Genomic DNA, 12,503 nt, shown 5'->3' on the forward strand with positions numbered 1-12,503 from the left:
CGTCGAACGTCACATCAGCCCGCGTTTGGATTTTCGCCCATTGCCAATTGAGGGCGGCTCAGTGCAATTCGCGGGTCTTGAACGGCGTGCCGTCGAAAGTGCCGGACAGCACGGGCCGCTCGTGCGCGGTGAACGCCTCCCATGCCAGCTCCACCCGGTACGCCCGCCCGTCCGGGGAACCGGGTGCCAGGACGCTGAGCGAGGCCGTGGCTCTGCCCTCCGGCGTGAGCGCGATCTGCCCGCTCACCGCCACCCCGGGCACGAAGGCGGCCTCGTCCAGCGTGACGGACCCGTCCCCGAAGGCGACGCGACCGCCCCGCAAACCCGGCTGGTCCGTCAACCGGCCGTGGAAGAGGCTGTAGGGGTTGCGGCGGGCGACCGCGTCGGCGGCGGTGGCGAAGGCGGCCGCGAGCACCCGCCGCCGCCCTGCGTCCAGCCCTGCGGCGGGCACCGGCGCGACCTCGTCCAGCGACCGGGGGAACGCCCCGAGCGCGCGATAGTTCTCCGCGGTGCACCGCGCCTGGGGCACCCGATGAGCGGTCACGAACGACCGCAACGCGGCGCGCACGCATTCGCCGGCCTCGCCGACTCCCCAGGCGAGGCTGTGCGTGCCGAAGGGGACCCGCACGAACGTCGCATCGGGGAAGACCCGCATCGCAGCGCTCACTTCCGCGGGTGTGTGCGTGTCGAAGTCGCCGCCGACCACCATGACCGGCACGTCGGGCAGGTCCGCGCCTGGTGACAGCACTGGACTGTGCCGCGGTGTCGGCCAGTTCACGCAGAATTCCACGCTCGTGCGCACGTCCAGCCCCAGGTCGGCAGGCGTGTACGGCGCCAGCGGCCGCTCGCGCAGGTAGTACCGCTCGAGCTGGTCCAGCCGTTCGGCAGGGTCCGCGTCCCGGTCGAAGGAGAAGCTGCCGTCGCCGCACCGGTAGGCCAGGTACCCGGCCCACTCCGCGCCCTCGATCGGCTGGCTGGGAGCGCCGGCCAGCACGCGGGCCAGCCGCCGCAGCGGCTCGGGATCACCGGCGAGGTACGAGGTGGCGGCGGCGTTCACCTCCCGGCCGAACACCGGCTCGTTCACCCTCGCCACGCTCCAGAGCGCGACGAGGGGCACCTCGGGGTCGGGACGCTCGCGCAGATGAGCCACCAGCCGCGCGTAGGTGCGGCGCGCGTCACCCGGCAGCGCGCGGCAGGCCCGGGACCGGTCGCAGACGAGGTCGAGCAGGTCGGGGCGGAACCGCATCGGCCACAGTGCGTACCCGTCCGTCGAGGTGACCATTGTGCTGTCCAGGAACGCCGCGGCCAGACCGTCCGGGTGGCGGGCGGCGTACGCCTGGGCGTAGGCGGTGCCGTACGAGTTGCCGTAGAAGGTGACCGGGCCCGCGCCGAGAGCCCGGCGTACCGCCTCCATGTCGTGCACCGCCTGGTCGGCCGTGAAGAAGCGGGTGCGCGAACCGAGACGAGCTGAGCAGGCCGCGATCGTGTCCGGCTCGGTGAGCTTCAGACCCGGGCAGAGCAGCGGGGAGGACTTGCCCAGCCCGCGCGGATCGACGACGAGGAGGTTCTGGTGGTCGAGCACGGGGCCGAGCACCTGCTGGAGGTGCGGCAGGTCGGGCAGGGCGGGCAGGGGGCCGCCGGGGTTGGCGAGGATCGTGCCGGTCGCGTGTTCGGCGGCCGGGATCCAGGCGAAGGCGACCTCGATGCGCTCGGAGGAGGGGTCGTCCCAGTCCAGTGGCACCGCCAGCGTGCCGTCGCACCGGGCCACGGCCTGGGCGCACTCATGCGGTTCCTCCAGTAAGGATCGGGTCTGAACGCTTTCCGGCGAAGATCGGCTCTGGGCGGGCGCGGCGGCGGGCAGGAGCGTCGCGGACAGGGCGAGACTCGCGACCACGCCTGTGAGAGTGGTGAAGATCATGTCTCTACTCTCGCCCGCGAAATCCGGCGGATCTTCCGGCGGAGGGAGGAATTCGCCCTGGGAGCAGGGTCCTGCTCTGCCAGTGTTCTCCGGCCGGGTGAGCAGGTCGCGGGCGTGCCGGATCTGCTCGGGGGTCATCGCCGGCGAGCGCCCCCAGGCGCCGGCCGCGGTCGAGCGGCCGGCGCCTGGGATCGCGAGGCATGGTCACGCGACCAGGCGCAACCAGGCTGCCGCGAGTGCGGCGTGGCCGGCCGGCGTCGGGTGCACGCCGTCCGCAGCCCAGTACTCCGGTCCGGTCGTCGCGGCGAGCTCGGCGAACATGCCGTCGGCGGCGAGCAGGTGCGCGCCGTACTTGAGGGCGAGCTCGCGCACGACCTGGATCTTCGGGTCCAGGTCGGCGCGCCACTTCTTCCGGTCCTCTACGCCGAGGTGCGCGTCGCCGACCTCGACACGGCCGCGAATCGGAAGGAGGAACGGCTCGATGAGGATCAGGTCGGCGCCGGCCTCGGCGAGGGGCGCGAGCAGGCGGTCGTAACCTGCCGCGTAGTCCTCCGCGGGGATCACGTAGCCGTCCGGGGCGTACGTGTGCCAGCCGACGTCATTGACGCCGACGAGGATCGACACCACGTCGGGGCGCGCGTCGAGCACGTCCGCCTGCCATCGGGATTCGAGGTCCATCACCTTGTCTCCCGCGATGCCGGAGTTCAGCCAGGTCACGGACCGGTCCGGGTGCCGGAGTCCCCACTCGCCCGCGATGCGCAGCGGGTAGCCGAAGCCGAGGCCCTGTTCGCTCTCCAGCCGTTGGCAGTCGGTGATCGAATCGCCGGTGAACATCACGGTGCTTCCCGGTCGGAGTGTGATCGTCATGTGCGCTCCTCAAACTCGCTCAAATGGTGTCAACGTTGCCCATGGCAGCGATGGGTGGTGGGTAGCTGCTTCAGCTGGCCGGACTGCCGAACCAACGGCGGGCGGCCTGCTCGAACGCTTCACGATCAGGGACGCGATCACCTGCCCAGGCGACCATGCCGTCAGGCCGGACAAGCACGGCACCCAGTCCGAGGTCGTTTCTCGCCGGCCCGGCTGCGTACCGCATCCGCCCCTCCCAGCTCATCGCTGAGCGGTGGAGGCGTCGGCCGCTGCTGAAATCGAGCGCGACGCCTCGTCCGTCCTGCATCAGTTCGCCGAGGCGAGTGCCGTCCTCAAGACGAAGGTCCGGAGCGTTACGGCCGACCAGCGGCTGCTCGCTGCCCAGGTCATAGCGGATCGACGATCCCGACATCTTGTCGAACACGTAGGTCGTTGCGTCACGGGTTCCGATCAGGTCGCGGATCACTCCCTGGATCGCCTGGGCATGCGGGTCCGGTCTCATGGCCACCGCCTGGGCGCGCGTCCAGTCGAGCACCCATGCGCCGATCGGATGGCGCTCGCGGGTGTAGGTGTCGACAAGCCCGTCCGGCGCGTAGCCGTGCACGGTCGCCGCGAGCTTCCATCCCAGGTTCATGGCGTCGCCGATGCCGAGGTTGAGTCCCTGTGCTCCGAGAGGAGAGTGGATGTGAGCGGCGTCGCCCGCGAGCAGGACGCGGCCCTGCCGATAGGTCGTCGTCTGCATCGCCCGATCGGTGAAGCTCGAGGCGAGATGGACGTCGCTCAGCGTCACGCCGGTGCCGGACACACGGCGCAGAACCGCCTGGAGATGGTCGCGGGTCGGCCGCTGCGAGCGATCGAACGCGCCGCCGTCGAACTCCATCATGCCGATGTGCCCTGGCGCGGGCATCTGGAGGTACATCCCTGTCGGCGTCAGATTGAACCCGGGGCGCAGCTTGCCGGGTTCGGCGATGGTGGAGAGCACGACGTAGCCGGTGAACTGCGGCTCGGTGCCGACGAAGTCGAAGCCCGCGAGCCTACGCACCGCGCTGCGTCCGCCATCGCAGCCGACGAGCCAGCGCGCCGCGTACTCGTGCTCGCCGGCTCGCGCGACCACCGTCTCATCGTCCTGCGCGATGGCTGAGACCGTGACACCGCGCCTGACCTCCACGCCGAGCATGGATGCCCGCTCGGACAGCACCGTCTCGACGGCTTCGAGGTTCGTCATCACGCCCTCCATTGCCGGGCTGGGAAGCCGGAACGGCAGGGCGGCGACGTCGACCTTGGCCGGATCGAGCATCATGCCGGCGAAGTGGCCCACGCCACGAGGAGGTGACGGCTCGTCCGCGTCGGGGTTCGCGCCCGGATCGTCGTCGACGCCCGACGCCTTCAACAGCGGGTGCAGCATCCCGCGGCGGTAGAACGCCTCGACCGACGCGGCGGACAGGCCCCGCATCCCGAGCGGGTCCGCCTTCCATGGGGAGCGGGGCTCCGGCTCCCGCTCAAGCACCAGGACAGAGCAGCCTGCGAGGCCAAGCTCGCAGGCCAGGAACAGACCAACCGGGCCGGCGCCCACGATCACTACGTCATGCACGAGAACTCCCCTTCCGAATCTCGCTCTTCAGGCATGCAAAGACTGAAGCGGGCCGCTCACACGGGGCGCACACGGCGCTGACAGGGGCGCACATGGCGCTGACACTCCCGTCCTGCGACGCGTCAGCGCTGCGTTCGAGCACCCGGCGTGCTTCGCCTGGTGGCGTGACGGGGAGGGCGACAGGGCCCGTGAGCAAAGGGAGCCAGAGCCCTGTCATGATTTGGGGACTCGAGAGTGCGTGCGCGAAGATCGGGAGATGGACGGGGATACGCGGCTTCGCGTCAGGCTGCTCGGCGCCTTCCAGGCGTCTCGCGGTGGCGCCGCGGTGCCCGTTCCTGGTGCGCGGCTGCAGGGTCTGCTCGTACGGCTGGCGCTCGCCGGCGGGCGCGCGGTCGAGCAGGGCGTCCTCGTCGACGCGATCTGGGCCGAGGACCCGCCGGCCGGCCCCGCCCACGCCCTGCAGGCCCTCGTCTCGCGGTTGCGCCGGACTCTCGGCTCGGCCGGCGACGTCACGCAGGTCGCGGGTGGCTATCGGCTGGACGTGGACGCGGCCGACGTGGACGCGCTGCGGTTCGAGCAGCTCGCCGCCGCCGGGCATGACCGCCTGCGCGCCCACGACCCGCATGCCGCGGCGGCCATGCTCGGCGAGGCCGTGGCGCTGTGGGGCGACCGTCCCGGCGCCGAGCCTACGGTCGTCGCCGCGGTGGCGCCCGCCGCGGCGACCCGGCTGGCCCACGCCTCGGTCGAGGCCGTCGGCGACCTCGCCGACGCCGAGCTGTCCCTGGACCGTGCCGACGCGGCCGCCGCCCGCCTGACCGTCCTGCTCGCCGAGCACCCCGTCCATGAGCGGGCGGCCGCGCTGCTCATGGACGCGCTCGCCGCCCAGGGGCGTCAGGCCGAGGCCCTGGCCCTGTACGAGCGGGTCCGCGAAACCCTGGCCGACGTCCTCGGCACCGACCCTGGCGACGCCCTGCGCGAGCGCCACCTGCGCCTGCTGCGCGCCGAGCGGCCCGTTCCGGCGGCCGACGCCGGGCAGCCCAGGCCGAGTAACCTGCCCGTGCCGCTGACCAGCTTCATCGGGCGCGACGACGACCTCGCCCGGATCGACACGCTGCTCTCCGCCGGGCGCCTGGTCACCGTGCTCGGTCCCGGCGGCGCCGGCAAGACCCGGCTCGCCGTCGAGGCCGCCCGCCGCCATCACCACGAGTACCACGACGGCGCCTGGCTGATCGACCTCGCCTCGGTCACCGAGCCGGCCAAGGTCGGCGCGGCCGTCCTCACTGGGATCGGGCTGCGCGGCGGCGCGACGTTCGAGGCCCGGATGCGGGTCGAGGGCGACGGGCTGGACGTACTCGTCGACCGGCTCAGCGGCCGGGAGAGCCTGCTGCTGGTCGACAACTGTGAGCACCTGATCGACGCCGTGGCCCACCTGGTCGCGGCACTGCTGTCCCGATGCGCCGGGCTGCGCGTGCTCGCCACCAGCCGCGAACCCCTCGCAGTCGACGGCGAGGCGCTGGTGCCGCTCGGCCCGCTCTCGCTGCCCGGGCCGGACGACGGCGTCGAGCAGGCCCGGCGGGCGGCGTCGGTACGCCTGTTCACCGAGCGGGCCGCGGCCGTGCGCCCGGACTTCGACGTGGACGAGACGACGCTGCCCGCGGTCCGGCGGGTGGTCCGCAGTCTGGACGGGATGCCGCTGGCGCTGGAGCTGGCCGCGGCCCGGCTGCGGACGCTGTCGCTGCCCGAGCTGGCCGACGGGCTGTCCGACCGGTTCCGGCTGCTCACCACCGGCAGCCGCACCGCGCTGCCCCGGCACCGCACGCTGCGCGCGGTCATCGCCTGGAGCTGGGAGCTGCTGAGCGAGCACGAGCGTACGGTCGCCGAACGCGTCTCGATCCTGTCCGGCGGCGTCACGCCGGCCTCGGCCGCCGCGGTCTGCGCCGGCACCGCAGTGCCGGCCGCCGAGATCCCCGAGCTGCTCGCGGGCCTGGTCGACCGGTCGCTGCTGCAGCTCGCGCCCGACCCTGGCCGCTACCGCATGCTGGAGACGCTGCGCGAGTACGGCACCGACCGCCTGGCCGAGACGGGCGACCTCGGCACCGTCCGCGACCTGGCCGCCGGCTACTTCGCCGAGCTGATGGCCCGATACGACCCGCAGCTGCGCGGGCCCGGCCAGCTGGGGGCCATACGAGTCATCAGCGCCGAGTACGACAACACGCTGGCCGCCCTGCGCCGGCGGTGCGACACCGGGGACGCCCCCGGCGCGCTCGCTCTCGCCCTGAACCTGACCTGGTACTGGCAGATGTTCGGCCGGCACTCCGACGCGGCCTACTGGCTGGGCGAGGCACTGGTGGCGCCCGGCGGCGAGCCGACGCCCGACCGCGACTGCGCCCACACGATCTACCTGATCAACCGGATCGTCACCCGGCCGGCGATGACCGCCGAGGAGGCCGCGGACGCCCAGGCGCAGATGCGCGAGCTGGCCGACCGGCTGCTCGCCTATCCGGAGCTGCCCGGCCCGTACGGCGCGCTCACCGCGCTCCCGCTCGCATTCCTCCAGGAGGAGGAGACCACGCTCGCGATCATCGAGCACCTGGCCGACGGCGACGACGTGTGGCTGTCCGGGCTTGCCCGCTTGTTCCGGGCTCAGCTCGCCGAGAACGCGGGCGAGCTCGACAAGGTGCGCACCGGCGTGGAGGCGGCCCTGGCCTGCTTCCGGCAGGTCGGCGACCGCTGGGGCCAGGCCACCGCGCTGCCGATACGCGCCCAGCTGCGGCAGTACGACGGCGACCTCGACGGCGCGCTCGCCGACCTGCGCGAGGCCCGGTCGCTGGCCGGCGAGTTCGACTCGCTCAGCCTCGGCGACGAGGTGTTCAAAGACCTGCGCTGGATCGACCTGCACCTGCGGCGCGGCGAGACCGACCTGGCGATCACGATGATCGACTCGGCCCGGGAGCGGGCGCTGCGCGCGAAATCGCCGGAGATGCTGGTCCTGGTCGACGCGTGGGAGGCCGCCCTCCGGGTGCGGCTCGGCGACCTGGAGCGGGCGCGGCACCTGCTCGACGACGCCGAACGGGGCCCGCACGGCGACACCACGTTCCCCGGCGACCACGCGCGGACGCTGGTCGGCAGCGTACGGGCCTCGCTCTGCCTGGAGACGGGTGACCTGGCCGGCGCGGAGAAGGAGCTGGAGAAGGCGTACGCGGCGGCGCTGGAGACACGGGACCTGCCGATCCTGTCGCTGGTGGCGGTGAACGCGGCCGCGCTCGCCGAGGCGCACGGGCGGCATCACGAGTCGGCCGTCCTGCTCGGCGCCGCCTCCCGGCTGCGCGGCACTCACGACCGCACCGATCGCCAGGTTCGCGAACTCATCCAACGAGGGCGGGCCGCGCTCGGCGAGGAAGCCTTCGCCGCGGCGTACAGGAACGGTTGGGAGCTGGACGGGAGGACGGCCGTGACCGAAGTCGACCCGGCCCGGCTGCGCCGGGAACACAGGACGGCTCACCAGCCCGAGTGATCCGGCCGGGCGTGTCAAAGCGCGCCGGCAGCACGTGGCTCAGTGGGTTCGCTGTCCGCCCAGTTCGTCGCCGGTTGCACCGGCTTCGACGCCGAACGCCGGGGCCGCCACGTCGAGCAGCGTCGCTTCGGTCCGTGGGACCCAGCCGAGGAACACGGCCCCGGGGCTGGGCGTCGCCGCCGCGATCTGCGTCGTCGGGCAGCGTGAGGCGGTGCTCGTCCGGCCGGTCGTAGAGGGATCGTCGAGTCGCGCCGACGGGTACCTGCGTACTCCGGCCACGACCGCCGCGTCGCCCGTATCTGACAGGGACTGCCATCCTCCCGGTCACCTCCCCCGAGAGCATCCGCCACCCGTCGGACATCTCGCCCGAGGTACGCATCGATCGGCGCGAATCCTCTGGCCGAGGAGGCCCTATCCTCCTGCCATGGAGGCACTGGCGTACGGCTGTCGGGACTGGATTCGCACGTCGACGGCGCGATCCGCATCGTCGCGTTCTGCGACAGGCTGATGCGCCGACGGGTGGATCTCCCCGCGCTCGCCCGGGCCTCGGCGGACCCGGCCGCGTGCGTGACCGGGGTTCGGCTCCACGGCAGGGGGCGGGCGATCCGCACGGCTCCTGATGGCGGACATGCCGGCGGCCCGCCGGCACCCGCGTCCACCATTGCGCCGATCACCCTCGATGAGGAGGCAACCGGCGCGGTGCGGCTGGACCGGCTCGCCATCGCCGCCGCGGCCGTCGTCGAGAGGTACGGCCCGGCCCGCACCACCATGGCCGGCCCCGCCCTCGTCGAGCTGGTGGAGGCGGCCGAGCCGCCGCGGCCCGGAGCGGGTGGCACGTACCCTGCCGCCGAGTCCGCGTCGCTCACACGCTCGACCAGCACTGACGGCGCACGGTGGCCGCTCTGACGGCGCACGCGGCCCCAGGGTGGCAGGGCACGACCACCCTGCGACCAGGACGACTCACCTTCACCGGCGCGGCGGGCAGCACCGGCGCGCACGCCCATGCCGCGGTGCAGATCCTCCTGGTGCACTCCGCCCAGGTGGAACTGAGCGACGCCCGCGGCAGCCGCTGCCCCGTGCAGGCCGCGATCATCCCCACCCGGGCCCGGCACGCGCTGCACGCCCACCCTGGCGCCACCGCCACCATGATCTACCTCGATCCGGCCGGCGCCGCCGCCCGGCACCTGACCACCCAGCTCGACGGCGGCGACCACGACCGCGTGGAGGGGTGGGTGGCCGCCGCGCGCTCCGCCCTGCCATCGACCGCCCTCGCCGAGCAAGGATCGGGCACGCTGGCCGTACTCCTCGACGGCTGGGCCGTACCGGCGCCGGCGCGGCACCCGGTGCTGCAGGCGGCCGCGGACCTGGTGCCGCAGCTGCTGGTCGGCCCGGTCCGGCTCACCGCGCTGGCTGATGCGGTCGGCTTGTCGGCCAGCCGCCTCGGGCACCTGTTCACCGCCGAGCTGGGGCTGCCTTTTCCCGCCTACCTGCGCTGGGCGCGGCTGCGCCGCGCGGCCGAGCTGGCCCAGCGCGGCGCCAGCCTCACCCAGGCCGCACACGGTGCCGGGTTCGCTGACAGCTCCCACCTGACCCGCACCTGCCGGGAGATGTTCGGCCTGGCACCCTCGCGCCTGCTGCACGCCATCCGCCCAGGCACCGCCTGAACGCCCTGCCCATGGCGCGGTCCGCGGCCACGTTCACGGGCCGAGCTCCGGAGAGCGGATTCGCGGGGCGAGGTCAGCGGATCCGTCCAAGCCCCGGGCATCCGGCGGTCGCGACGCTGGATCGCATGTACCGCACCCTGATCCGTTACGGCTACGTGCCGTTCATGCTGCTCGGCGTCAACGGCGCCGCCATCGCCTTGGCCGCCTCCGGCGCCCCCAAACTCTGGCTGATCGGCCTGCTGTCGGCCGCGATCGGCTGCTCGTTCGCCGCCGAGCGTGCCCTGCCGTACGAGCAGGAATGGAACAGCCCGGCCGGCGACGGGGGCCGAGACGTCGCCCACGCCGGTGTCAACGAGCTGCTGCTGCTCGTCAGCGTGGGGATCATCCCGCTGCTGGCCGCCTCCGTCACCGTCGCCGACCTGTGGCCGCACTCCTGGCCCTTCGTCCTGCAGGTCCTGGCCGCCATTCTGATCGCCGACCTCGGCATAACGCTGACCCACTACGCCAGCCACAAGATCGGCGTGCTGTGGCGCTTCCACGCCGTCCACCACTCCATCAAGCGCTTCTACGGCTTCAACGGACTGATGAAGCACCCTCTGCACCAGACCCTGGAGATGAGCGCCGGCGTCGCCCCGCTCATCCTCATCGGACTGCCCCTCGACGTCGCCTCGGCGCTGGCCGTCACCGTCGCCGTCCAGCTGCTGCTCCAGCACTCCAACGCCGACTACCGCGTCGGCGCCCTCAAGTACGTGCTCGCCCTCAACGAGGGCCACCGCTTCCACCACCTCAAGTGGGCCGGCATCGGCGACGTCAACTTCGGCCTGTTCACCCTGATCTGGGACCACCTGCTCGGCACCTTCTCCTACGACCCCATCCGCCGATTCACCTCCGACCAACTCGGCATGGCCGCGAAACCGAACTACCCCACCCGCTACCTGGCCCAGCTCGCCGAGCCCTTCCGCGCCACCGGCGCCTGCCACACCTCCGACACGTCCACTGACGGCGACCCCCTGAGCACGGCCCGCGCCTGACGAGTCGGGCCCTTCGGCCGCGGCCCGGGTGCGGTCCTCCGCCGAGGGTCCGCGGGCGTCGTCCGACCGGGCGGTGGTGCATGTGCTGAAGGCCGGGACTCTGCTCCCGGCCGGGTCCTGGTGCGGCGGCAAGCGGCGCACAGCATGTCTCGGTTTGTCGACGGCTGCCACCGTCGGTTGCGGCCGTGACGCGACCATGACACGGCGCGGACGAGGCGGGGACACGGCTGGCCGATAGTGGTCGGGGTCGGCCGACGGGCGAGTTGCGGAGCGCGCTGCGAAGCGATCCGGCCGCCCGCGTCGGGACGACGCTGTACGGCCCGGCTGGCCTCGGCACCACGGCGTCGCCCTCATCAAGCAGGGCGAGACGAACCGGCCGGAGGCGTTGTGCCCGTCAGCCGGACAGAAAGTCACGGCGAAGGTGATCACGAAAAGGAGAAGGCGTGGCTGATGACAGGCAATGGAACCGGCGTTCGCTGCTGCGGGGCGCCGCCGTGCTGGCCGGTGCCGCCGCGGCCGTGCCGCTGCTGGGCGGCCCGGCCACCGCGCTGGCCGGCAGCGGTGACGCGGACGCGCTGTTCAAGGCCGGCAAGTTCGAGGAGGCCGGCCGCGCGTACGAGGAGATCCTCAAGAAGGACCCCAAGAACCTGCACGCGGCCCGCCAGCGCGGCTATGTAGCGCTGCTGGCCAACCGGTTCGCCGACGCCGAGAAATACCTCAAGATGGCCCTCGCCCTGGCGCCCGACGACAAGGACGCCAACCACTTCCTGGCCGACTGCTACATCCGGCAGGACAAATTCGGCCCGTCCGCACCCCACTGGAAAGCGGCCGGCGAGGACAGCTACGCCAAGTGGTTCGCGGCAGTCCGCGGCGAGGCTTATCAGGTCCACGGCGAGACCGCGCGGGTGCCATGGAAGCAGATGGACCCGATGCCGCTGGTCGAGGCCTCGGTCAACGGCGGACCGACGAAGCGCTTCACGTTCTACACCGGCGCCCCGAACCTGAGCATGCGCGCGTCGGTAGCCAAGGAGGCCGGGCTGAGCCCCGTCGCCAGTCAGAAGATCGATTTCGAGGGCGGCACCATATGGGCGTACTACGGGATACTGGACTCCTTCAAGCTGGGCGGCATCGAACTGCGCAACGTCCCGGTGGGCTGGTCGGCGACGGAGTCGGGCGAAGATGTCGACACCGACAGCGACGGCCTGATCGGCACGTGGGTCTTCTACCACTTGCTGACCACCTTCGACTACGCGGGCCGGCAACTGATCCTGCGCCGCCGCACCCCCGAAACGGCCAGGAAGGCACGCGCCGCCGCCACGCGGGCGGGCGCCGAACCCCTGCCGCTGTGGCTGGCCCGTGAGCAGTACCTGCACAGCACGGGCAGCTTCGCCGGCGTCGCCGGCTCCCGCACCGGGGTGGTGGGCGTGAACTTCGGCGGAGGCAGCGAGATCGCCGCGGGCATGCGCGGGAAAACGGCCCAGCAGCTGGGGATCCGCACCGACTACGACCGCCAGATCGGGACTTTTGCCCAAAGCCACCCGGCCGTCGTCTACCCCTGCTACCCGAAGGAGATCCGCCTCGGCAACGCAGTCGCCAAGGACGTCTACTGCTACACGAACCCAAACCAGCCGGTCAACGTGCCGTGGCCCTATGGGACAGGGTTCGACACGATGGGCTGGTTCTCCCACTGCTTCTGGAAGCCCTACAACATCACCGTCGACTTCACCGACATGAACCTCTACATCGCCCGCGGCGCGGCCGCCTGATCACCGCGACTGCACGGGCGTCACGCGAGCTGCCTGGAACTGCCGGCTCCTACGGTCGCGGGGGGGGGGGGGGGGGGGGGGGGGGGGGGGGTGGGGGGGGGGGGTGGGGGGGGGGGGGGGGGGGGGGGGGGGGGGGGGGGGGGGGGGGGGGG

Annotated in this window: 8 protein-coding genes; 5 read left to right on the plus strand and 3 right to left on the minus strand. The window is 72.6% G+C overall.

Going from position 1 to position 12,503, the window contains the following annotated elements; translation table 11 throughout:
• Positions 1 to 58: 58 nt before the first annotated feature.
• The 3 genes from AC3EO4_RS54635 to AC3EO4_RS54645 all read right to left on the minus strand — a co-directional run bounded on the left by AC3EO4_RS54635 (position 59) and on the right by AC3EO4_RS54645 (position 4,364).
• Positions 59 to 1,918, minus strand: a complete 1,860-nt coding sequence (locus AC3EO4_RS54635; protein WP_379570442.1) for an alpha/beta hydrolase — start codon at positions 1,916 to 1,918, stop codon at positions 59 to 61.
• A gap of 204 nt (positions 1,919 to 2,122) precedes the next feature.
• Positions 2,123 to 2,785: an SGNH/GDSL hydrolase family protein gene (locus tag AC3EO4_RS54640; protein ID WP_379570440.1), complete on the minus strand. Its 663-nt coding sequence runs from the start codon at positions 2,783 to 2,785 to the stop codon at positions 2,123 to 2,125.
• 70 nt (positions 2,786 to 2,855) lie between these two features.
• Positions 2,856 to 4,364: an FAD-dependent monooxygenase gene (locus tag AC3EO4_RS54645; protein ID WP_431904607.1), complete on the minus strand. Its 1,509-nt coding sequence runs from the start codon at positions 4,362 to 4,364 to the stop codon at positions 2,856 to 2,858.
• 268 nt (positions 4,365 to 4,632) lie between these two features.
• Here AC3EO4_RS54645 and AC3EO4_RS54650 point away from each other — a divergent pair, with 268 nt between their 5' ends.
• From AC3EO4_RS54650 to AC3EO4_RS54670, 5 genes are all read left to right on the plus strand, one after another.
• Complete coding sequence (locus tag AC3EO4_RS54650; RefSeq protein ID WP_431904609.1) at positions 4,633 to 7,890, plus strand: ATP-binding protein; 3,258 nt, start codon at positions 4,633 to 4,635, stop codon at positions 7,888 to 7,890.
• A 507-nt stretch (positions 7,891 to 8,397) separates the two neighbouring features.
• Positions 8,398 to 8,796 carry a hypothetical protein gene (locus AC3EO4_RS54655; protein WP_431904612.1) on the plus strand — a complete coding sequence of 133 codons (399 nt, stop codon included), beginning with the start codon at positions 8,398 to 8,400 and terminating at the stop codon, positions 8,794 to 8,796.
• Positions 8,784 to 9,554, plus strand: coding sequence for a helix-turn-helix transcriptional regulator (locus AC3EO4_RS54660; protein WP_431904615.1), 771 nt, complete (start codon positions 8,784 to 8,786; stop codon positions 9,552 to 9,554). Before AC3EO4_RS54655 ends, AC3EO4_RS54660 begins: the two co-directional genes overlap by 13 nt.
• Positions 9,555 to 9,679: 125 nt before the next feature.
• Positions 9,680 to 10,585, plus strand: a complete 906-nt coding sequence (locus tag AC3EO4_RS54665; RefSeq protein WP_431904617.1) for a sterol desaturase family protein — start codon at positions 9,680 to 9,682, stop codon at positions 10,583 to 10,585.
• Positions 10,586 to 11,079: 494 nt separating this feature from the next.
• Positions 11,080 to 12,351: an aspartyl protease family protein gene (locus AC3EO4_RS54670; protein ID WP_431904620.1), complete on the plus strand. Its 1,272-nt coding sequence runs from the start codon at positions 11,080 to 11,082 to the stop codon at positions 12,349 to 12,351.
• Positions 12,352 to 12,503 lie beyond the last annotated feature (152 nt).

This window comes from Nonomuraea sp. bgisy101 (assembly GCF_057708945.1).

Bases quoted from the DNA above. Each gene is read 5' to 3' on its own strand.
- AC3EO4_RS54665 (WP_431904617.1), top strand. From the start codon at position 9,680: ATGTACCGCACCCTGATCCGTTACGGCTACGTGCCGTTCATGCTGCTC.
- AC3EO4_RS54635 (WP_379570442.1), bottom strand. From the start codon at position 1,918: ATGATCTTCACCACTCTCACAGGCGTGGTCGCGAGTCTCGCCCTGTCC.
- AC3EO4_RS54640 (WP_379570440.1), bottom strand. From the start codon at position 2,785: ATGACGATCACACTCCGACCGGGAAGCACCGTGATGTTCACCGGCGAT.
- AC3EO4_RS54655 (WP_431904612.1), top strand. From the start codon at position 8,398: ATGCGCCGACGGGTGGATCTCCCCGCGCTCGCCCGGGCCTCGGCGGAC.
- AC3EO4_RS54650 (WP_431904609.1), top strand. From the start codon at position 4,633: ATGGACGGGGATACGCGGCTTCGCGTCAGGCTGCTCGGCGCCTTCCAG.